The organism is Prevotella lacticifex, from assembly GCF_019973375.1.
Lineage (GTDB): Bacteria > Bacteroidota > Bacteroidia > Bacteroidales > Bacteroidaceae > Prevotella > Prevotella lacticifex.
In genome coordinates this window covers 1368237-1389898 of record NZ_BPTV01000001.1, presented here as the reverse complement: position 1 = coordinate 1389898, position 21662 = coordinate 1368237, and the positions used below count along the sequence as shown (strand labels likewise).

Below are 21662 nucleotides of genomic sequence, written 5' to 3'. Positions count from 1 at the left end.
ATTGGTTGCAAAGGTAATGATTAAATGCGAGAAAACCGAAGACTACTCTCCGGTTTTTGGATTTATTAAGTGTATTTCGATTATGGCACCGGCACCGTCAATGCCCATCGGCGGGTTCTCTTTGGTTATTCGCATGTCGATACTCGTTATGAGCGGAAAGTCGGACAGCAGTCGGCCGACAATCTTTCCGGCAAGTCTTTCGAGCAGATTTACCGGCTCAGCCACCTCCTCACGCACCGCCGTGTACACCTCGGCATAGTTGAGGGTGTCGGCTACGTCATCGCTTTTCATCGCCCGGCTGAATGGATAGCCAATCTTTAAGTCGACAAGGATATCATTGCCGACGATCTTTTCCAAATCGAGCACTCCTACCGGAGCATGGAAACGCAGACCCTTGAGACAGACAAACGTCGTACTATTCATACTTCTTCAGCGCGCGCTCTACACCGTTCTTCCACGTATTGATGCTCTCGTCCTTCAGCTGCAGGGAACTTACGAGCTTGATGACATGACTGATTGGCATGCCATAACGCAGAACGCCAGAGATGAGTTTGGCGTAGTTCCAATACTCGGGGTTGAATTTCTCGTTAAGTCCCTCTACCGTAGTCTTATAGCCGCGTTTGTTCTCGAACTGGAAATCGTAGCGGTGGGTACCGTCCTCGTTCGTCTGCTTGATAATCTTTCCCTTGGTGACGCTCTTAGGAAGGAGAATTCCCTCATCGTCGTCCTGCAATCCGGTAAATATCTCATAAGGATAGCCATCGAGGAGACCTACAAACGCCACCCACTTGTCCTTGTTGTTCTGAAACCGTACCACATCGCACTCAAGTTCGCGGGGCCGGTCCTCAACAATCTGCTGACGGATATTTAATGGTGAATAGTCGAGCGACTGAAGAACGCCAAATATCTCATCGGATGTTAGAGGAGCCCCCTTCTCTTCGCCTTTATGCGCAAGGCTGTCGGCAACGCGACGGTTCATGTCTGCTACTGAGGACATATCACAAGTATTGTTTTCCTTCATTTGTCTTTTTTTTGTAATTATTATGCTGCGAAATTACAAATTGTTTTCCAAAACAGAAAACTTTTTCGTAACTTTGTACCACAAAATTGAAAAAAAAGATGAAATCACTTGATGAACGAAAGAGCATAAGGAAATATTCCGGTAAAGCTGTAAGCAATGAAATACTCTACAGTCTGCTGCGGCAGGCTGAGCGCACCCCGACTATGGGCAACCTTCAACTCTATTCTGTTGTGGTCACCCGCAACGCGGAGATGAAAGCCGCTCTGGCCCCTGCACATTTCGGTCAGCCGATGGTAGAGGGTGCTCCGGTAGTGCTGACCTTTTGTGCCGACTTCCGCAGAACTACACTGTGGGCGGAGAACAGAAAGGCTCACCCAGGCTATGACAACTTCCTGAGTTTCATGAATGCAGCTACCGACACACTGCTCTACTGCCAGACATTCACCATTTTAGCTGAAGAAGCCGGATTAGGCACTTGCTTCTTAGGCACAACAGTGTACAACCCGACAAAGGTTATTGACATTCTGAAGTTGCCGAAACTGGTGATGCCCGTAGCTACTATAACCCTCGGCTGGCCCGATGAGGACCCGGCGCAGAGCGACCGCCTGCCTCTCGACAGCATCGTCCATGAGGAAACGTATCATGACTACAGTGCTGCCGACATCGACAAGTATTACAGCGAGAAGGAGACACTGCCCGAAAACAAGCATTTCGTGGAGATAAACCATAAGGAAACCTTAGCGCAAATCTTCACCGACATACGCTACACAAAGAAAGACAACGAGGCAATGTCGGCAGGACTCATTGAGGCACTGAAGCAACAGGGATTTTTATAAAACCTTATACGGCTGCGGGCACCGATTGAGGGTGCCCGTCGGCCTACCCTATTTTTGGCTTGTCATACTCGCGGGAGGAAGCTTTTCACTATCTTGCAACGTAGCATGGCGATGGAATTATGGCTGATCATGCCGCATAATCAAATGGTTGAGGAGAACCAAGCACTCCAGACAATGACATGTATCTCATTTATTGAGGAGACAACGCCAGTCTTATAATATGTCAAATAAATTCAAACTACGTACTTGATTACACCCTCTCGCTAAGTCTTTGATTCTCTACAACTTTGCAATACCTATCGTTTAGCGTTCTAAAACGGGCCGTTTTGCATCGCCAAACGGCCCATTTCGCAAGGCGAAACGGCCCGTTTTAGAAGTTCATTTGATATGTTTTATTTTGGTGTAAGGATTTTTCAGATTTGAGAGAACGTCCGGACAGAAACTAAAACGGGCAGAGAACGAATTGCTCCCTGCCCTTATAAGAGTCGCACTGACGATGTGATGAAAAGTCCGAGTTACAAAAATTGTAGGAGTTCCCAGTCGTTGTAATCCACCGGCCTTGCGGCTTAGTCGCGGAGATGCGATTTATGTGGCCCGCCATTAACATGGAAACCATCCCGGTTTTTCCTAATTATTTGATGACTATCCCGATCGAATCAGTACGACTTGTGGTGTCATCCTTTCATCTGCAAAGGTACGCTATTCTTTTTTATCCGCCAAATAAAAAGCCAATTATTTATAGTCCTTCGGCGTGAAGTTCTCGTCGAGAAGGATTTTTTCGGGATTCGAGGCCGAGCGGTAAGTATAGTGGAATCCGAAACCTGCATCCTTAAACGCCTTCGACTTAGTGTCGCTGCGTAGGTCGTTGAGCAAGGCGGCACGCATTTCCTTACGGTGTTTGGCTATGATAGCAGCGTTGTCAATCTCGCCGTGGAGCTTATAATAATAATGTACGGTCCGGGTCGATGGCTCAAAGGTGGCGCTGTCGACGTTCTCATTATTCACCACAGGTGTCGGACAGTTCTTACGGGTGTACTCGGCCATCTCCTTTGCAGCACGGTCCTCAAGGCTTTGCTGACAGGAAGCAAAGAGGGCAAAAACGCTCAGAATGATTAAAAAATTCTTCATATATCTTTTTTCTTGCAAAGTTAATCATTTTTTGCTGAAAAAACCGTCCGCAACTACCTCCAATCTCAATTCTTTTTATTAAATTTGCAGAAAATTTCCAATTGGTAAACTTTAGCAACAACTAAGTTACAGCAGTAGAGAAAGCAAAACTTAAGAACTCAGAATCGATGGACCATATAAGAAACTTTTGTATCATAGCACATATCGACCATGGCAAGAGCACCCTCGCCGACCGGTTGCTGGAATATACAAAGACCATTCAGATTACCGAAGGACAGATGCTTGACGACATGGACCTGGAGCGTGAGCGAGGTATCACGATTAAAAGCCATGCCATACAGATGGAGTATACGTCGGACAACACCAAGTATATCCTCAATCTCATCGACACACCGGGACATGTCGACTTCTCATACGAGGTGTCCAGGAGTATTGCCGCCTGCGAGGGAGCATTACTCGTAGTCGATGCGACACAAGGTGTTCAGGCTCAGACCATTAGCAATCTGTATATGGCTATCGACCATGATCTGGAGATCATACCGGTAATCAACAAGATTGACATGCCGAACGCAATGCCCGACGAGGTGGAGGACGAGATTGTCGACCTCATAGGCTGCGACAGCTCAGAGATAATCCGCGCCAGCGCAAAGACCGGTGAGGGCATTCCCGAGATTCTCGAGGCCATAGTGAAACGCATTCCGGAACCTAAGGGCGACCCGAAAGCACCGCTCCAGGCTCTCATCTTCGACTCTATATTCAACTCCTTCAGAGGCATCATCACTCTGTGCAAGGTCGTCAATGGCAGCATAAGCAAAGGCGACAAGGTGAAGTTCGTCCAAACGGGACAGGAATATACTGCCGACGAGGTGGGAGTATTGAAGATGGACATGATACCTTGCCCCAAATTAGGAACTGGCGAGGTGGGATATATCATAAGCGGAATAAAGGATGCCACTGAGGTAAAGGTCGGCGACACGATAACTCACGTCGATACGCCATGCAAGGAGGCCATCGAGGGATTCCAGGAAGTGAAGCCAATGGTCTTTGCCGGAGTCTACCCTATCGACCCCAACGACTACGAGAATCTAAGAACAAGTCTCGAAAAGCTGCAGCTCAACGACGCGTCGCTGACCTTCCAGCCCGAGAGCTCGCAGGCTTTGGGATTCGGTTTCCGTTGCGGATTCCTCGGACTGCTGCACATGGAAATCGTTCAGGAGAGGCTCGACAGGGAGTTCAATATGGATGTCATTACAACAGTGCCGAACGTGTCGTACAAAGTCTACGACAAGCATGGCAACTGTAAAGAGGTGCACAACCCTTCAGGACTGCCCGATGTAACGGCCATCGACCACATAGAGGAGCCTTATATCCGCGCAAGTATAATCACGTCGAGCCGATTCATCGGACCGATAATGAAACTGTGTCTCGATAAACGCGGTGAACTCGTAAGCCAAAACTACGTCAGCGGTGACCGTCTGGAACTGATATTCCTGATGCCGTTGGGCGAGATTGTCATCGATTTCTACGACAAACTGAAGAGCATTTCAAAGGGATATGCATCGTTCGATTATCACATCGACAGTTTCCGGCCGTCGAAACTCGCTAAGCTCGACATTCTGCTCAATGGAGAGCCCGTCGATGCCCTGTCGACACTGACTCATGAGAGCAATGCCGTGGCATTAGGAAGGCGGATGTGCGAGAAACTGAAGGAACTTATCCCGCGGCAGCAGTTCGACATAGCCATACAGGCAGCCATAGGAGCCAAGATTGTTGCCAGGGAAACCGTAAAGCAGGTGAGAAAGGATGTGACTGCCAAATGCTACGGCGGCGACATCTCGAGAAAGCGAAAGCTGCTCGAAAAACAGAAACGCGGAAAGAAACGGATGAAGCAGATCGGAAACGTCCAAGTGCCACAGAAGGCTTTCCTCGCGGTGTTGAAACTTGATTAAAAGACCACACACGATACAACGTGACCTAAATTCTTAAACTTCAAGGAGAAATACTGACAAAAATGAAAGAACCCCAAATTGACAAAAGAGACGTGGCCAGGGAACTGGCCAGGAAGTATAGTACAATGACACACGATGAATTGGACATCCTTGAGGGCATTCTCGTCCCTATGAAGTTTGCCAAGGGTGAGATGATTCTCAAGGAGGGCGAAGTGTGCAAGTATATATACTATATAGAGCATGGACTGACAAGACAGTTCTACTTCAAGAACGGCAAGGAGCTGACGGAGCATCTCGGTGTCGACCACACCATCTTCATGTGCATCGAAAGCCTGTTCAAGGAGGAGCCGACTCATCTGCAAGTGCAGGCCATTGAGCCTACTCTCGCCTTTGGACTGCCGAAAATCAAATTGGAAGAGGTGGCATTGCATAATGTGAATATACAGATTCTATACCGTAAAATCCTCGAGGAGAGCCTCATCATCAGCCAGATTCATGCCGACCTCTTGCGCTTCGAGTCGGCTCAGAGCAGATATAAACGGATGTGCAAAATGTCACCGCAGGTGGTTCTTAGAGCACCACTGGTGTACATAGCAAGCTATTTGCAGATGACTCCTGAGACCTTGAGCCGCGTACGAAGCTCCACTTTGCTCGACGACTAACTTCATTCTCACATCAAAAAGCCCCCAACACATCAGGCACTGCTGTCGGCTTTGAAATGCGATAACGGTAATTCTCTACTGCGAAAATATATTTGCTGTTAGCAGAAAACAAAAAATGGACTTGCCCGAATAAGGAAAGTCCATTTTTTGTTTTATCGCTGTGAGTATGCTTAGGCGTATAGATAGCGCTTTATACTGCGCTTAGGTGTCTTGGCAAATTCCTCCTCCTGAATTCTTATCTCCGACACTCTGCTGTACGAAGGAATAAGTCCGTTAAGCTGCTGGAGGTCCTGCTCCATTATCTTCTCAACATCGGAATGATTCAATCCTATCGACTTAGCCTCGTCAAAATCAGGATGCACAAGGGCAACGAGTTTATTTCCCTCCTGGATAACTAAGCACTCGTTGACAAGAGGAAGCGAGTTGAGCTTGTCCTCAATCTCCTCCGGATAGATATTCTGACCATTTGATCCAAGAAGAAGATTCTTTGAACGTCCCTTGATAAACACGTTTCCATCGCTGTCCATAAGTCCAAGGTCGCCGGTATGGAACCATCCGTCCTTGTCGATAGATGCTTCGGTGGCTTCAGGATTCTTGTAGTAGCCAAGGAGTACGTTCGGACCTTTCGTCAATATTTCGCCCGGAATGGTCTCAGGATCCTCACTGTCGATCTTTACTTGCTGGTGATAAGCTGCCCGACCGCATGAGCCCTCAGCAAAATCGTGCCAGTCGCTATAGCAGATAATGGGCGCACACTCCGTAGCACCGTAGCCTACGGTGAACGGGAATCCTATCTGTTTGAGGAAGTGCTCAACCTCACCATTGAGAGCCGCGCCACCAATAATGACTTCATAAAGATTGCCTCCAAAGGCCTGCAGGACCTGCTCGCAAATCTTTTCACGCACTTTCTTGTTGATAACCGGCATATTGAGAAGCACACGCATGCGGTTGTTTTGAATCTTCGGGAACACTTTCTTGCGGATAATCTTCTCTATCACAAGTGGAACCGATATCATTATCACCGGCTTTACGTCGGCAAGAGCCTGAGAAATGATTGCCGGTGACGGCACACGGGTAAGGTAAAATACGTGCATTCCGATGAGGAACTCGAACAAGAATTCGAAAGCCATGCCATACATGTGGGCCATTGGCAGAATGCTGATGACATTATCACCGGCCTTGAGCGTCTTACCGAGAACGTGCATAGCAAAATCAGCGTTGCTCCACATAGCCCGGTAAGGTATCATAACACCCTTAGAGTGACCCGTTGTGCCGCTCGTATAGTTGATAAGTGCCAGCTCATCAGGACTTTCCTCACGATAATAGTGAACATGTTCTTGCCGAAAATACTTAGGATACTTCTGTCCAAACATCTCATTAAGGTGCTCCCGGGCGAAGGTAAGCTTCTCGGTACGCGATACAACGAGCGAATAATCAGGCAGATAGATTATTCCTTCCAGATTAGGCATCTTCGTTGCGTCAATCTGAGTAGACACTACATCACCGACAAAGAGTATCTTTGCATCAGAGTGATTGACAATGTTATGAATCTGCTCAGGCAGAAACTCATGCAAAATAGGTACAGCCACCGCACCATAAGTGAGGGTCGCAAGGAAAGCAGCAGCCCACATTGCTGAATTGCGGCCACAGAGAGCAATCTTATCGCCCTTGCGAACGCCACTGGCCTCGAACATAATGTGTAGCTTCTCTATCTTCCGTGCTACGTCATGATACTGAAGCGTCTTTCCCTTATAGTCGGTCAAAGCGTCACGATCCCAATGATCGATAATGCTTTTCTCGATCAATGAGTTAAAACTCGGAATTGTATTCATTGCACATCTTTTCAAATTTTGTGCAAAGATACAACATTATTGACACAAATCAAAACTTTTTGTGCAAAATATTATATGCCATCACACTGCATCCTGGTATAGATACCGTTTTATACTCTTTTTCGGAGTTTTTGCGAATTCCTCCGGGTGTATTGTGACGGAAGTTATCTTACAGAATGCAGGGAGAGTCTTGTTGAGTTCTATTCTGTTCTGCTCCATAATCTCACGGATGTCATTATCGTTAAGACCGAGGGAGCGTGCGGTGTCCATATCGGGATGAATGAGCCCTATAAGCTTATCGCCACGCTGGATTATAAGGCTCTCGTTGACCATCGTCATGGAGTTCAGCTTATACTCGATCTCCTCCGGATAGACATTCTGACCGTTGGCTCCGAGGAGCATATTCTTTATTCTGCCCTTGATAAACAGATGTCCGTCAGAGCTCATTGTGCCGAGATCACCGGTATGAAACCACCCTTCATCGTCGAGAACGGCCTTTGTAGCCTCCGGGTTCTTAAAGTATCCGGTCATGACATTGCTGCCCCTGGTGATTATTTCACCCGGAATATTCTCGGGATCCGGACTTACCACCTTCACCTCCATATTGACTACTGGCGTTCCGCAAGACCCGTTTACGAAGTCGCGGTAGTCGCTGTACGTAATCATAGGGCCAGTCTCAGTTGTGCCATAGCCCATAGTAATGGGGAACCCGATGCTTGTAAGGAAATGCTCAATGTCTGGATTGAGTCCGGCACCGCCAACAAGAATCTCAAAAAGGTTACCACCGAAGATGTCCATCACATCCTGCCGCACCCTATCCTTAACTTTCCTGTTGACTATTGGCATATTCATCAGCAGATGCATCGGCTGACTTTGAATTTTCGGAAATATATTCTTGCGAATGATTTTCTCTATTACCATCGGCACAGCCACTACTACTGCCGGCTTAATCTGGGCACAAGCCTCAGCAATTATGCTTGGACTCGGCAGTCGGGTAAGGAAGAATATATGGTTGCCGAAGATAAACTCCGACAGGAATTCGCACGTCAGTCCATACATATGTGCCATCGGCAACATGCTCAGAACGTTGCTGCCATTCTTCACATTCGGTTTCAGTGCCTCAAAAGCCCACTGCATGTTGCTTGTCATAACGCGGTAGGACAACATCACTCCCTTCGAGAATCCGGTTGTTCCGCTTGTATAATTGATCATGCAGAGGTCGTCAGGACTGTCCTTAAAGTAAGAGACATGCTCCTGATGGAAATACTTAGGATACTTATGACCATAGAGCGCATTAAGGTTTTCGCGTGCGAAAGTAAGATCTTCCGACCGCGACAGTACCAGCGAGAGGTCAGGAATGTAGATAATTCCCTCAAGATTAGGCATTTCGTCGGCATTAATCTGCGTTGCGACCACGTCACCGACAAACAGCAACTTGGCATCGGAGTGGTTCACAATATTATATATCTGCTCCGGCGCAAACTCATGTTGTATTGGCACTGCTATGGCTCCATAAGTCAGAGTGGCCAGAAAAGCCGCAGCCCACATAGCCGAATTACGTCCGCAAAGGGCTATCTTATCGCCTTTCCGGATGCCGCTGTGCTCGAAGATGATATGAATCTTCTCTATCTTGCGCGCCACGTCGTGGAATTGTAAGGTCGCTCCCTTGTAGTCAGTAAGAGAGTCTTTGTCCCAATTATCCTTTATCGCTTGCTCTATTAATGAGTTGAAACTCGTCGGTAATTCCATATTTATTGCACAAAATGTGATATTTCGTGCAAAGATATGACTTTATTTCCTATTTACCAAAACTTTGAAGAAGTTTTTATTCTCACATCCCCTACTTTTGTGCAAATAGGACAGACGAGTCGAACAAAAGCTACTCATAGTGCATGCTCTTTGCCGGATGAATATGGGAAATGAGATAGCTCGGTATGATAAGAACCGCTACACATATTAATAATGTGGCGACGTTAAGGGCAACGACTATCGGCCAGTTTACTTCAACGGGCACAGTGCTGACGTAGTAGGTCTGGGGATCAAGCTTAACAAGTCCCGTATACCTCTGAAGCGCAATGATTCCGAGTCCTATAAGGTTTCCGATAATCAGTCCGCGGCCTATAATAAATGTGGCAAACCATAGGAACAGATGCCGGATAGTCTTGTTGCGCGCTCCCAAAGCCTTGAGCACGCCAATCATCTGGGTTCTCTCGAGAATGATGATGAGCAGGCCCGATATCATTGTCACGGCCGCTACAGCAACCATAAGTCCGAGGATTATCCACACGTTGAGGTCCATCAAGTCGAGCCAGGAGAATATTTGCGGATTCATATCCTGCACTGTCATCGACGAATAAGTATTGCCATACTTGTCAGTCGTCCTGTTCACACGGCTTTCGACCGTAGCCTCCACCTGGTTTAGTTGTCCGAAATCGTTCACTTCGAGTTCCGCTCCGGTGGCGAGTCCGTCCTGCCATCCGTTGAGTTTCACGCAGGTATGTAAATCGGTGAAGCACATTGTCTCATCAAACCGCTGCAAATTGGTCTCATAGATACCACTGATGGTGAACCTCCTTGTGCGCACTCCTTGTCCATTAATGAAGTAAGCAAAGATCCTATCTCCTGCCTTAACCTTCAGTTTATCAGCCATTTGCCGGGAGATGACGATAAGATTCTGACTCTTCGAGTCGGAAAATTTCGGTAGTTTCCCCTCAACCATATTCTGTTGCAAGAATGATTCGTCATATTCCGGGCCTACACCTTTGAGCATCACCCCAAGGAAGTCGTTGTCGGTTTTCAGTATTCCCTGCTTCATAGCGTACCGGCTGACATGGCGCACTCCCTGCAACTTACTCAGGACATTCATCATCGAGTCGTCCATCTGTATGGAGTATTGGTCATTAGTCTGTAGCGTCAGGAAGTTGGCTACGGTTATATTGCCCCCGAAACCCACTACCTTATCCCTTATGGAGTGCTTGAAACCGAGCACGACACTTACCGACACAATCATCACGGCAAGGCCGATGGCCACGCCTATTGTAGCGATAGTGATAGCCGGTTTCGACACCTTGCGGCGGTTGTCGGTACTGCCATAAATACGCTTAGCTATGAATAAAGGGAAATTCATGTCGATTTTGCTTTGCTGTGAGGATTAAACGGTCATTCGTCGTCAACGCGACCCGGATACTGTTCCAGCGCTTTCTTCAGAACGACTAATGCCCTCTGCAGGTCCTCCTTCTTCAGAACGTAGGCTATGCGCACCTGGTTCTTTCCTGCTCCAGGCGTAGTATAGAATCCGGATGCCGGTGCCATCATGACGGTCTCGCCCTCATAATTGAAGTCGGCGAGGCACCAGCGGCAGAATTTCTCACTGTCGTCGACCGGCAATTTTGCCACAGTATAGAACGCTCCCATCGGTATCGGTGAATAAACACCCGGAATACGGTTCAGTCCGTCGATGAGAGTCTTTCGCCTTTCGACATATTCGTCGTACACGTCACGATAATATTCCTCCGGCGCATCGAGCGAAGCCTCTGCCACAATCTGTCCAAGCAGAGGTGGAGAGAGCCGGGCCTGACAGAATTTCATTACCGCCTGTCTAATCTCCGGATTGCGGGTGATGAGAGCTCCGACGCGGATGCCGCACTCGCTGTATCGTTTTGATACTGAGTCGATAAGCACGGCATTATCCTCCAGACCCTCAAGATTCAAGACACTGATATATGGTGAGCCCGTATAGATGTACTCGCGGTACACCTCATCAGAAAAAAGATACAAGTCGTACTTCCTCACCAGGTCACGAATCTGGTTCATCTCCCTCCGGGTATACAAGTATCCGGTAGGGTTATTCGGGTTGCAGATCATGATGGCGCGGGTTTTCTCGTTGATGAGTTTCTCAAACTGCTCCACCCTCGGAAGCGCAAAACCCTCCTCAATGCTTGTTGCAATGGTCCGGATCTTTGCCCCAGCCGATATTGCAAAAGCCATGTAGTTGGCATAAGCCGGTTCCGGCACGATAATCTCGTCGCCAGGATTGAGACATGCCATGAAAGCAAAGAGCACAGCCTCCGAGCCTCCCGTCGTGATGATAATATCATCGGGAGTTATATTGATGTTGAACTTCTTATAATAAGGTATAAGCTTCTCACGGTAGCTCTGGAAGCCTTGACTCGGCGAATACTCGAGAATGCTCCGGTCGATGTTCTTCAAAGCATCGAGCCCACACTGCGGTGTCGGCAGGTCGGGCTGCCCAATATTCAAATGGTACACCTTGATGCCTCTCTTCTTCGCGTCGTTTGCGAGCGGCGCAAGTTTCCTAATTGGCGACTGAGGCATCTCAAGCCCACGTACTGAAATTTCTGGCATATTACTTAATCTTTTCTTCTGAATTGCAAAGGTACAGAATTTTTTATTATCTTTGCACACTGAAAAGATAAAAAATACTCAAAAGAAAAGAAATATGAGAACAAGAACAGCTCAATGGTACGAGACTCGCGTCCGCTACGACAAGACAATGGAGGACGGACAACAAAAGAAAGTCACAGAACTCTACGTCGTTGACGCACTCAGTTTCGGTGAGGCTGAGGAAAGAATCACGCGCGAAATGAGCCATTATATCAGTGGTGAGTTTGAGGTAAAAGCCATCACCCCAACGCCTTACGGTGAGATTTTCTTCAGCGATTACGACAAAGACGACCGCTGGTATAAGGCCAAGCTGTCGTTCATAACCATCGACGAGAAGACCGAGAAGGAAAAACGCACAGCCGTAAACTACCTCGTCCAGGCCGGAACAGTGCAGTCGGCAGTGAAGAATATTGAGGAGGTGATGAACGGCACCAGCATCGACTATGTCATTGCGGCCATCAACGAGACAAAGGTTATGGATGTCTTTGAGCATTCGGCTCAGACAACAAAGGAGGTCTAATCTACCCTCGTATTACCCCACACAACCGGGAAACTTGTAAAAGAAAGGCAAAAACAAGATGAATAATACATATAATAATCCTGACAGCAATCCCGAATCCCAGCCCTCAGAGGCCTTAGCGAAGGTTGCTGATAATCTGCGTAAAGTTCAAGCCAACATCCCGCAGGGTGTTCAACTTGTTGCCATCAGTAAGTTTCATCCTAACGAATACATTCAGGCAGCCTACGACGCGGGACAGCGTGTCTTCGGCGAGAGCCACGAGCAGGAATTGGCAAAGAAAGTCACATCGCTGCCAAAAGATATCAAATGGCACTTCATCGGACATCTGCAAACCAACAAAGTGAAGTACATCGCCCCATACATATCCATGATTGAGGCCGTCGACAGCTTGAAACTTCTAAAGGAAATCAACAAGCAGGCTGCCAAAAACGACCGCGTCATCAACGTACTTCTCGAACTGCACATTGCCGAGGAGGAGACAAAATACGGTCTGACGCTCGACGCCTGCCGCGAATTGTTGAAGGCCGGCGAGTGGCGCGAGATGAAGAACGTGCAGATATGCGGACTCATGATGATGGCATCGAATGTCGACGACGAGGCTCAGATAAGAAAGGAGATGACCACTGCTGCCGACTTCTTCGATGAGGTTAAGGCGACATATTTCCCCGACGCACCACAGTTCTGCGAGCGTTCGTGGGGAATGTCGCACGATTACAAGATTGCGGTCCAGTGCCGCAGCACAATGGTACGCGTCGGCACAGCCATTTTCGGGCCCCGAGTCTACTGATACTTTCTGCCCGACAACAGTTGGACTGTAGCTATCCCCCACCCTCTTCCGTCGCTTACATAACAACGGAGAAGTGCAAGGAGAATTGGCGAAATATATTTACAGTATTCCAATATATGCCATTTGGCGTTGCAAAACGGTCCATTTCGCACTCCGAAATGGACCGTTTCGCGTTCTAAAATGGACCGTTTCGCAACGCCAAACGATAGATTTCGCTAACCCATTATTATCCAGCAAGTTACAAGTGTGATAACAATCGAATTAAAATCTGAATAATCTTTACATAAAATTCTTTATGAATCCTACCGTTTTCAGTTTCTGACAAAGCTAAGAACAAGACCATAACATTGTCGATGAGCAACGAAGTGATATGTCCTACAAAACGGAAAAGCGAGCCATCAGCATACTTACATTGATACTGGAATCGCTATTTACCGCTCTCGAAGAGTTGAAACAACCAAGAAATCCCATTCAATGTAAATATTCTGATGGCCCGCCTATAATGTAACGGCAAAGACCGTCGACAGTGCTTACAGCACAATCTTCTTGCCGTTGATGATGTATATGCCCTTAGGCAGACGTGTCTTGTCCGTTCCCATCAGCATTCCGTTGAGGCTGAAAATACGGTCTGTAGCCTTATCTTTCACCATAACGGAGTTGATAGCCGAAGGAATCTTCTTGCCGAGATAATCGAACGACACAAGGGTACCGTCCTCTTTGATATTCAGTATCGGCCGGTCGAGAGCATCGCCGCTGTACATCGTGAACGAGGCAATAGAACTGACGTTCGATGTTCCGGGATATGTGTCGCCGGCCATATCGGCATAGTAGTTGTCGGGAGTGCTGTCGTCGGCATAGTCGGCAATGGCTCCAAGCTTTCCATCAGCAGGAATGCAGACGATGCGCGGACGGGAGCCATTATTGGGATTGTCAGCGAAGTTGACGTCGTCGGATGCATAGCTCACTCTGTAGACAAGCAGCCCGTGGCCGGGAAGATAGTAGTTCCAGCCTTTGTTCTGAATATTCTGTAGATAAATAGCCTCGTTCTTGACCGATGGATTGACAATCTTGCACGAGCGGGCTGAGTCACCCTTCGAGTCGATAGTCCTGAGCACGACATGGGCTGTGTCCGTGAGGGTATCGACATTCATCCATCCCATCACCTCGCGCTCCCACGATGTATAGGCCGTAGGGAAGCGGCCGCTGTGCACATACTCGCCGCCGTCCATCAAATCCCAAAACTCCATACCGAAGTTATCCTTATTATATCCCGGTGCTCCACTCGTAGCGTAGATGTCGGGAAGGCCCATGGTGTGGGAGAACTCATGACAGAACAGTCCGATTCCGTTGATAAGCTTGTTCTTACTCGTCTCGCGACCATTGAGTTCGTTATTTACACCGTAGCGATAGACTTTCTTTCCGTCGAAGGTTCCGAAATCGGAATATCCCGATTTAGGCCATATATCATCGGTGCTGTTGCCGGCCTCACTCTCCGAGTGTCCGGCATAGATGACGTAAACGAGGTCGACATAACCGTCGCCGTTGCTGTCGTACTGGCTGAAGTCGACACTGTCGTTGACAGCAGAGCAAGCATCAGGGATGAGACGGGACATATTGTCGTTGCCTGCACCATAATAGCGCAGCGGATGCGACAGTTTCACGGGGCCTACAACATCGAACTGAGGGGTGAACTGGCCGAAACTCATATCCTTGAAGTAGCCCTTAACACCCTTGGCGTTGCGGTTCTCGCCGTGTCCGCGGTCGACGATGTTACCTGTTTCATTATTTAGATAGTCGTTGAAACTGGCCTTCGGGTCAGGAAGAGTGAATGTTGTGTCGGTAAATTCGACAAGGATGACGAGTGCCTTTGGCGAACCCATGTGAGGAAAGAGGGTACTGTCGTCGCGTATTTTCATCTTCCTTGTCACACCGTTAGTCCATTCAGTCACAGGCAGTTCACCGGATTGACCTAACAGTTTGCTTGAATACTTGGCAAACTTAGCCTTGTCCTGGAGGAGCATCATATTTGTCTCCTCCGTACCGCGCATCGCCGGACCATGGGCCAACAAGCTCGAAGCGGCAAGACTGCCGTCGGCCTTGACCTGAGCAACGTAGTATCCGTTGCCACGTTTCACAAGCAGCATACCGTCGGTGGTGGTATACCAACTGATGTTCTCATCGCCTTGGAGCAGTACCGTGAGCATCGTGCCGTCGGGTTGCGGTACGACGGCAGGCAGCGAATTGGCCTTTGAGGCAAATGAGCTCGTAGCCACCAAAGCGAAAATCAATAAAAACAGAATCTTCTTCATATTTTCTTAAAATAGTATTGTCCTTTATGTTGCGTTCTGTGTCCGTAGTCAATGGCTTTCTTCGGACAGTGGTGATAGCATGCAAAACAGGTCAGACATTCTCCATTGTGAATCCAAGTGGGAAACTCGCGGCTGCCGTCGGCGACCATCCTGACATCCCCGACGGGGCACACTTTCTCACACTTTCCACAACTGATGCAACGTTTACGGTCGACATGAAAGGGCCGGTCAGTGATGAGATAGCGAACAAAAAAGGCTCCGACGGGACCCGAGAAAAATCCAGGCATAGGACCTTTGACAATCTCGGAGAGCCCCTTTCTGCGTGCGACTATTGCTTTAATAAATTCTTCTAAGTCGTTGGCTGCCTTAACTTTCTTCTCTTTCTCACGCTCTTTGGTATCAACATCCATGAAAGGAAGGCCGACGTAGCTCTCAGGCATTATGAGCGAGAAACACGAATCGATGCTCAAGCCCTTCGGCAACAGTGCCGCCGACAGATAATCCATGGCTTTGCCAATGCTGTCGCCGGCAGTTACAAGAGCGTAACAATAGTGGCCATCGGCTGTGATGTCGAGTTTTTTGATGAATTTCAATATCAACAGAGGAGGACGCCAACCGTGAATCGGGAAGATGAATCCTATCCGCTCGTCAGACGAAAGGTCGAAATGGCAGTCGCCACCAATAGCGTCGGCAATGCTGATGAGCCGTTCTCCCGTAGCGGCTGCAACTCTCTCGGCGGCCCAACGGGTATTACCAGTGCCTGAAAAATAGAATATCATTGATTCCCGAATATTTATTTAAGTGTCTGATACTTATCTGATTACTTCTCCACGGTGACCTCCACGGGATGCTCTATGTCGCGGCGCCAAGCCTTCAGGAAACTGAACCAGTCCTTCGAATTATGGTAACCGAAGGTCTCATCGTCACTCGAGTAGGTCAACTTATAGCTCAAATCGGTGCCATTGGTGCCAATGACAAATGGATAATTGTCGGCGTCGGCAGGCAGTTCACGCCGGAGGACGCTGTCGGGGATGTAGATTCCCATGCCGACGGCCTCCTGTTTCTTGTCGATAGTGTCCTTAGCTCCGGCGGGCCAGTCCTTGCCCCATAATCCGCGGAGGCCGTGTTTGTCGGTGAATTCCACCGAATTCTTCACGTTGATGAGTCCCGTCGAAAGGCCGACGGCAGCTGCGGGATGAGAGAAGTGGACGTCAACATCCATGTCGCGGTGCCCTGCCCAAAGGGTATAACGGATGCGCATGTTCATCCTTATCTTACTGCCGAGGGGTTTCCAACCGCGGTCTACAACCTCAACAATGGTCCTGGCGGGTCCGTAGCTGATAATACGCTGGTCGCGGTTGAGAACATCCGAAATCATCAAGGGTTTGGAACCGTCCCAGCCACGCAGTGCTCCAAGGCCGAAGGTATTGCCAACCCAAAGGATGTCGTCGCCGTAGCCGGCGGCTTTCTGAGCCTTGTCGGTATAGAACTGAGTTTCCTTCAGTTCCAGCCCTTTGTGGTACTTGCCATAGAGATCGATAGTCTGTCGCTCATCAAAGTATATGCGCATGGCTATCAGCTCGTTCTCGAATGCAACACCGTGGTGGTGAGGCAGATGATAAGGATCGTAGCAGTCCTTGTTCAAACTGAGCTCCTGGAGATAGTAATTATGCTTGTTCTTAGCTTTAACCTTTGGATTGCGGAGAACGATTTCGGCGAATGTACGCGGTGTGTATTGCGTTGTCTGCTCCTCATCAGTAAGGGTTACAGTGAAGCGCTGGGTGGCTTTCTTGTCAATGTCCGTCGTGAATGCCAACTCATCCATCCATCCGTCCTGATCGAGGTCGTCGAGCTGTGAGGGAATCTCCTTTCCATTGAGCATCACGCGGACACTCTGCCATGCCGCATCCTTGGGCACACGGACAGCCACGGGGGCATCCGTTTTCTGCACATTGTATGGATTATGCACCACCACCGTGAACGTGGTCTCCTTAGCCATCATCGACATTGCCATTGCCGACAATGCAAATATCATTATTTTACGTTTAAGCATTTTACCTTGAAATTGTCTAATTATGAGGACAAAGATACAAATATTTTCACTATTTTAAGGTTAATCACGTTTTTTGAACAATTAAATTTAACTTTTTTAGCAAAACATTTGGCTTTTAAAATTAATTTAAGTACTTTTGCAAGCGGAAGACCATATTATGCAGATATACTCGTGAAGAAAATATATTTCTTAATTATCATAGTGCTCGCCCTGTGCTTCAGTTGTCAGATGAAGTTCCAGGCCGATGAGGATGCCGATACGCCGCTCGTCAAAGTTGAGCGCTACGACAGACTCGAATACCGATACCTCACAACGGCGGACTACTCGGCGCTTCAGGAGATGAACACCGAGTATCCCATGGAGACCCGTACGCTTCTTGAGGACGTGCTGCAATTGGGTGAGGCTACCGACCCCGACATAAATAATAAGTTTATCAATTTCTATCAAGACCCACGTTTACAGAGTCTTATGACGGACGCTGAGACTCAGTATGCCAATATGGACTCGCTCAATGCTCAGTTCAATATGGCGTTCGCCTACTTGAAGAAAGTACTTCCAGAGCTCAAGATTCCACGCGTCTATGCACAACTTTCGGCATTGGACCAGAGCGTAATCGTAGGCGATCAGACCATAGGCATCTCGCTCGACAAATATCTCGGAGCCAATTATCCGCTCTATAAGACATACTATTCGGCCGAACAGCGGAAGGTTATGACCCATGAATACATCGTTCCCGACTGTATCGTGTTCTATCTCATGAGTCAATATCCGCTGAAAGGATTCGAGTCGAGATCGCAGACCGACCGCGACATGCATGTGGCTCGTGTACAATGGGTTGCAAACCGTGCCATAGGGCGGAAAGTTTTCTCATCCGACAACATCGATCTCGTTAATCATTACATGAAGAAAAATCCCAAAACGAGTATCGACGACTTACTGCGGATGAACAATTTCTCACCACTCCTCGGCAAATAAGTCACCTTGGCTATATCCATTCTCCCGCATATAATTATTTAGAAGGTCCGTGAATTCATGGTTCTTCAGTCCCCAACGTGGTGCTATAAGCAGTTCCTTAGGACTCTGACTGACAAAGCGTTCGAGCACAAGTGACGGCCGCAGACGACGGATATAGCCACTCACGAGACGGATATACTCCTCAACGGTGTAGAGATGGAATGGATTCTCCGCATACATACGGGCCAGACGAGTACCGCGAATCACCTGTAGCTGATGAATTTTTAGTATATCGAGGGGCATAGAGGAGATAATCTCAGCCTGCCGCAGACTTTCGTCAGCATCCTCACCGGGAAGTCCAAGGATGATATGTCCGCCGGTAATAATCCTCCGCTCATGCGTCCGCTCCACAGCACTACGGCTGCACGCGAAGTCGTGACCACGGTTAATAAGGTGCAGGGTGGTGTCGTTTACGGTCTCAAGGCCATACTCCACAATGACAAATGTATGCCGATTGAGTTCCGCAAGATAGTCAAGCAGATCATCATCGACGCAGTCAGGGCGGGTACCAATAACTATTCCGACGACACCATCAACGCTCAGAGCCTCATCGTAGAGAGCCTTCAAATGGTCAAGAGAGTCATAAGTATTCGTAAAAGCCTGGAAATAAGCTAAGTAACGCATATCTGGATACTTACGGGCAAAGAACGCTTTACCCCTGACTAACTGCTCCGTGACCGACAGACGGCTGTCACAATAAGATGGATTGAAGGTATCGTTATTGCAGTATATGCACCCGCCATGGCCTATTTTTCCATCACGGTTCGGACACGTAAAACCCGCGTCAACCGACAGTTTCTGCACTCGGAAAGGAAACTGTCGGCGTATCCAATGGCCGAAATCGTTGTATAATTGTCTCATTTTCTTTGCAAAGATACTAATTTTTATTACTTTTGCATGCATAAATCAACAAGATAATGAAAAGAATATTACTTATGTGCGCAGCATTACTATCAGCATCGTTGCTTCATGCTGGCGATACCATTACGCTGAAATCGTTCACTGATGGCGATTTCGCTGCCAAACGCATTCAGGGAATGCGCCCTTTGGAGGGGTCAGACGAGTATGCACAAATCTCAGCCGACGGGGGAAAAGTCGTTGCTTTCTCCTTCCGCACCGGCAAACAAGTGCGGACCCTGTTTGATGTCAAGGACACTAAAGGAGAGACTATCAAGAGTTTCGACGATTATGAGATTACTGCTGACGGCAAGCACATGCTCATTCAGACAAACTACAAGCGCATATACCGGCGCTCGTTCACTGCCGATTTCTACATATATAATATAGAAGACAAGTCCTTGCGCAAGCTGTCGGAGGGCGGTTCCGAGCAGATTCCCACTTTCTCGCCGGACGGAAAGAAGATTGCATTCGTCAGAAAGAACAACATCTTCATCACCGACGGAAAGGAGGAGAAGCAGATTACTACCGATGGAAAGTTCAACGAGATCATCAACGGACTGCCAGATTGGGTCAACGAAGAGGAATTTTCCTTCAACAACGCCCTTGCTTGGGGTGCCGACTCGAAGACTCTCAGTTGGATAAAATACGACGAGAACAAGGTTAAGAGCTACTCGCTGCAGATGTTCAAGGGTTCACATCCGTCGTTGGACGACAACGCCGAGTATCCTGGACTATACAGCTACAAGTATCCTAAGGCCGGACAAGAAAACTCGAAGGTATCGGCATGGTGCTACAACCTTACCACAGGACAAACAGCTCGCTACGCTCTCCCACTCGACTCCGACGGCTATATTCCGCGCATCCGCCCCACTAACGACGCCTCGCGCATAGCTATCTACACCATGAACCGCCATCAGAACGACTTGAAGATTTACGCTGCAAGTCCGCTGACGGGCGTCTGCAAGCTCCTTGTAGAGGATACGAATGCTAAATATGTCAAGGAAGAGGCTATGGAAGGAATCATCGTTGGAAAAAAATACATCCTTCTGCCTTCAGATAGAGACGGTATCATGAGCCTCTATCTCCACGATTTCAATGGCAAAATGATAAAGAAGCTGCCTTCAAAGAGGGAGATTACAGATGTCTATGGCTACGATGAGAAGACGGGAGAAGCCTTTGTACAGACCGTCGGCGCTACGCCCATGGACCGTGCCGTAGCCATCATAAGTCCTAAAGGAGAGCGCTATATCACCGGACTTGAGGGATGGAACACAGCCCAGTTCTCCGGCGACCACCGTTACTTCCTGAATTCGTGGAGTGATGCCAACAATCCTTACGTCTACACTGTCAAGGACAACACCGGACGTACCATCCGCGACGTGCTCAACAACGACTCTCTCGTTAACAAGCTGAAGGATTACGACTTACGGCCAAAATCGTTCTTCAAGTTCACAACGTCCGAAGGAGTCGAACTGAACGGATGGATGATAAAGCCCTCCAATTTCGACCCGAAAAAGAAATACCCCGTTGTGATGTTCCAATACAGTGGTCCCGGCAACCAGCAGGTCGTCAACAGCTGGGGCATCGGCTCCATGGGCAACGGCGGAATGTTCGATTACTACTTCGCGCAGCACGGTTACATCGTTGTCTGTGTTGACGGACGAGGAACCGGAGGCCGTGGTGCCGACTTCGAGAAATGCACATATCTGAAGATCGGCGACCTCGAATCGAAAGACCAAGTGGAAGCTGCACTGTGGCTGGGCCGGCAGAGTTACGTCGATTCCACGCGCATTGGCATCTGGGGATGGAGCTTCGGCGGATTCAACACGCTCATGAGTATGAGTGAGGGCCGCCCGGTGTTTAAAGCCGGAGTGGCCGTAGCACCACCGACAAACTGGAAATATTATGACACAATATATACCGAGCGGTACATGAGAACGCCAAACGAGAACCCTGATGGCTACGCCATTAACCCCATCAACCGCGTCGGAGCCCTTCACGGAAAGTTACTTATCTGCCACGGTGTCGCCGACGATAACGTACATCCGCAGAACACTTTCGAATACGCCGAGGCCTTAGTGCAGGCCGACAAGGACTTCAAAGAGAACCTCTACACCAACAGAAACCACAGCATCTACGGCGGGAACACCCGCAATCACCTTCTGAGACAGGTTTCGGAGTGGTTCTTTGAGAATCTGTAGGAACGCTGATTAGAAGAGACTGAGAATCGAAAATTGTTGACAAAGA

Annotated in this window: 17 protein-coding genes and 1 pseudogene; 7 read left to right on the top strand and 11 right to left on the bottom strand. The window is 48.4% G+C overall.

Annotated features, from left to right (window positions below):
* Window positions 1–42 precede the first annotated feature (42 nt).
* Complete coding sequence (gene folB, locus LDN30_RS05230) at window positions 43–423, bottom strand: dihydroneopterin aldolase (protein WP_223925836.1); 381 nt, start codon at window positions 421–423, stop codon at window positions 43–45.
* Window positions 422–856, bottom strand: a pseudogene (locus LDN30_RS05225) (adenosylcobalamin-dependent ribonucleoside-diphosphate reductase); the annotation flags it as partial. The pseudogene LDN30_RS05225 and the gene folB, both read right to left, overlap by 2 nt.
* 263 nt (window positions 857–1119) lie before the next feature.
* Between LDN30_RS05225 and LDN30_RS05220 the strand changes: the two are divergent.
* A complete protein-coding gene (locus LDN30_RS05220; protein ID WP_223925835.1) occupies window positions 1120–1857 on the top strand; it encodes a nitroreductase family protein in 738 nt (245 codons plus the stop codon).
* Window positions 1858–2589: 732 nt separating this feature from the next.
* On the opposite strand, the gene LDN30_RS05215 is transcribed toward LDN30_RS05220, so the two are convergent.
* Window positions 2590–2985, bottom strand: a complete 396-nt coding sequence (locus tag LDN30_RS05215; protein ID WP_223925834.1) for a DUF8479 domain-containing protein — start codon at window positions 2983–2985, stop codon at window positions 2590–2592.
* 167 nt (window positions 2986–3152) lie between these two features.
* Between LDN30_RS05215 and lepA the strand changes: the two genes are divergently transcribed.
* Entirely contained in the window at window positions 3153–4934 is a 1782-nt protein-coding gene (gene lepA / locus LDN30_RS05210) for a translation elongation factor 4 (protein ID WP_223928866.1), read from the top strand.
* Between the two features lie 62 nt (window positions 4935–4996).
* Window positions 4997–5596, top strand: coding sequence for a Crp/Fnr family transcriptional regulator (locus LDN30_RS05205; RefSeq protein WP_223925832.1), 600 nt, complete (start codon window positions 4997–4999; stop codon window positions 5594–5596).
* 170 nt (window positions 5597–5766) lie between these two features.
* On the opposite strand, the gene LDN30_RS05200 is transcribed toward LDN30_RS05205, so the two are convergent.
* The 4 genes from LDN30_RS05200 to LDN30_RS05185 form a co-directional block, all read right to left on the bottom strand.
* Window positions 5767–7428 carry an AMP-binding protein gene (locus tag LDN30_RS05200; RefSeq protein ID WP_223928865.1) on the bottom strand — a complete coding sequence of 554 codons (1662 nt, stop codon included), beginning with the start codon at window positions 7426–7428 and terminating at the stop codon, window positions 5767–5769.
* Between the two features lie 81 nt (window positions 7429–7509).
* The gene (locus LDN30_RS05195) at window positions 7510–9177 is read right to left on the bottom strand and encodes an AMP-binding protein (RefSeq protein ID WP_223928864.1); all 1668 of its coding nucleotides are present in this window, start codon (window positions 9175–9177) and stop codon (window positions 7510–7512) included.
* 130 nt (window positions 9178–9307) lie between these two features.
* Window positions 9308–10555, bottom strand: coding sequence for an ABC transporter permease (locus LDN30_RS05190; RefSeq protein ID WP_223925829.1), 1248 nt, complete (start codon window positions 10553–10555; stop codon window positions 9308–9310).
* 32 nt (window positions 10556–10587) lie between these two features.
* Window positions 10588–11793, bottom strand: coding sequence for a pyridoxal phosphate-dependent aminotransferase (locus LDN30_RS05185; protein ID WP_223925828.1), 1206 nt, complete (start codon window positions 11791–11793; stop codon window positions 10588–10590).
* Window positions 11794–11887: 94 nt separating this feature from the next.
* Between LDN30_RS05185 and LDN30_RS05180 the strand changes: the two genes are divergently transcribed.
* Both LDN30_RS05180 and LDN30_RS05175 read left to right on the top strand, forming a co-directional pair.
* Window positions 11888–12352, top strand: a complete 465-nt coding sequence (locus LDN30_RS05180; RefSeq protein ID WP_223925827.1) for a DUF4494 domain-containing protein — start codon at window positions 11888–11890, stop codon at window positions 12350–12352.
* Window positions 12353–12410: 58 nt separating this feature from the next.
* Window positions 12411–13139: a YggS family pyridoxal phosphate-dependent enzyme gene (locus tag LDN30_RS05175; protein ID WP_223925826.1), complete on the top strand. Its 729-nt coding sequence runs from the start codon at window positions 12411–12413 to the stop codon at window positions 13137–13139.
* 530 nt (window positions 13140–13669) lie between these two features.
* Here the strand turns inward: LDN30_RS05175 and LDN30_RS05170 are convergent.
* From LDN30_RS05170 to LDN30_RS05160, 3 genes are read right to left on the bottom strand one after another with little or no spacing between them, the layout of a single operon-like run.
* Window positions 13670–15448: a M6 family metalloprotease domain-containing protein gene (locus tag LDN30_RS05170; RefSeq protein WP_223928863.1), complete on the bottom strand. Its 1779-nt coding sequence runs from the start codon at window positions 15446–15448 to the stop codon at window positions 13670–13672.
* Window positions 15445–16227, bottom strand: a complete 783-nt coding sequence (locus LDN30_RS05165; RefSeq protein ID WP_223925824.1) for an EFR1 family ferrodoxin — start codon at window positions 16225–16227, stop codon at window positions 15445–15447. The genes LDN30_RS05170 and LDN30_RS05165 overlap by 4 nt, the downstream gene beginning before the upstream one ends.
* A gap of 41 nt (window positions 16228–16268) precedes the next feature.
* Window positions 16269–17483, bottom strand: a complete 1215-nt coding sequence (locus LDN30_RS05160; RefSeq protein WP_223925823.1) for a DUF4861 domain-containing protein — start codon at window positions 17481–17483, stop codon at window positions 16269–16271.
* A gap of 189 nt (window positions 17484–17672) precedes the next feature.
* Here LDN30_RS05160 and LDN30_RS05155 point away from each other — a divergent pair, with 189 nt between their 5' ends.
* Entirely contained in the window at window positions 17673–18476 is an 804-nt protein-coding gene (locus LDN30_RS05155) for a gliding motility protein GldB-related protein (protein ID WP_223925822.1), read from the top strand.
* On the opposite strand, the gene mnmL is transcribed toward LDN30_RS05155, so the two are convergent.
* The gene (mnmL, locus tag LDN30_RS05150) at window positions 18456–19376 is read right to left on the bottom strand and encodes a tRNA modification radical SAM protein MnmL/YtqA (RefSeq protein ID WP_223925821.1); all 921 of its coding nucleotides are present in this window, start codon (window positions 19374–19376) and stop codon (window positions 18456–18458) included. The genes LDN30_RS05155 and mnmL overlap by 21 nt on opposite strands.
* A gap of 56 nt (window positions 19377–19432) precedes the next feature.
* Here mnmL and LDN30_RS05145 point away from each other — a divergent pair, with 56 nt between their 5' ends.
* Window positions 19433–21616 (top strand): S9 family peptidase, encoded by a 2184-nt coding sequence (locus LDN30_RS05145; RefSeq protein WP_223925820.1) that lies wholly within the window; start codon window positions 19433–19435, stop codon window positions 21614–21616.
* The last annotated feature ends 46 nt before the right edge of the window (window positions 21617–21662 follow it).

What these genes read in the sequence shown, in the direction of transcription:
- folB (WP_223925836.1), bottom strand. Translation starts at nt 423, where the DNA reads ATGAATAGTACGACGTTTGTCTGTCTCAAGGGTCTGCGTTTCCATGCT.
- LDN30_RS05220 (WP_223925835.1), top strand. Translation starts at nt 1,120, where the DNA reads ATGAAATCACTTGATGAACGAAAGAGCATAAGGAAATATTCCGGTAAA.
- LDN30_RS05215 (WP_223925834.1), bottom strand. Translation starts at nt 2,985, where the DNA reads ATGAAGAATTTTTTAATCATTCTGAGCGTTTTTGCCCTCTTTGCTTCC.
- lepA (WP_223928866.1), top strand. Translation starts at nt 3,153, where the DNA reads ATGGACCATATAAGAAACTTTTGTATCATAGCACATATCGACCATGGC.
- LDN30_RS05205 (WP_223925832.1), top strand. Translation starts at nt 4,997, where the DNA reads ATGAAAGAACCCCAAATTGACAAAAGAGACGTGGCCAGGGAACTGGCC.
- LDN30_RS05200 (WP_223928865.1), bottom strand. Translation starts at nt 7,428, where the DNA reads ATGAATACAATTCCGAGTTTTAACTCATTGATCGAGAAAAGCATTATC.
- LDN30_RS05195 (WP_223928864.1), bottom strand. Translation starts at nt 9,177, where the DNA reads ATGGAATTACCGACGAGTTTCAACTCATTAATAGAGCAAGCGATAAAG.
- LDN30_RS05190 (WP_223925829.1), bottom strand. Translation starts at nt 10,555, where the DNA reads ATGAATTTCCCTTTATTCATAGCTAAGCGTATTTATGGCAGTACCGAC.
- LDN30_RS05185 (WP_223925828.1), bottom strand. Translation starts at nt 11,793, where the DNA reads ATGCCAGAAATTTCAGTACGTGGGCTTGAGATGCCTCAGTCGCCAATT.
- LDN30_RS05180 (WP_223925827.1), top strand. Translation starts at nt 11,888, where the DNA reads ATGAGAACAAGAACAGCTCAATGGTACGAGACTCGCGTCCGCTACGAC.
- LDN30_RS05175 (WP_223925826.1), top strand. Translation starts at nt 12,411, where the DNA reads ATGAATAATACATATAATAATCCTGACAGCAATCCCGAATCCCAGCCC.
- LDN30_RS05170 (WP_223928863.1), bottom strand. Translation starts at nt 15,448, where the DNA reads ATGAAGAAGATTCTGTTTTTATTGATTTTCGCTTTGGTGGCTACGAGC.
- LDN30_RS05165 (WP_223925824.1), bottom strand. Translation starts at nt 16,227, where the DNA reads ATGATATTCTATTTTTCAGGCACTGGTAATACCCGTTGGGCCGCCGAG.
- LDN30_RS05160 (WP_223925823.1), bottom strand. Translation starts at nt 17,483, where the DNA reads ATGATATTTGCATTGTCGGCAATGGCAATGTCGATGATGGCTAAGGAG.
- mnmL (WP_223925821.1), bottom strand. Translation starts at nt 19,376, where the DNA reads ATGAGACAATTATACAACGATTTCGGCCATTGGATACGCCGACAGTTT.
- LDN30_RS05145 (WP_223925820.1), top strand. Translation starts at nt 19,433, where the DNA reads ATGAAAAGAATATTACTTATGTGCGCAGCATTACTATCAGCATCGTTG.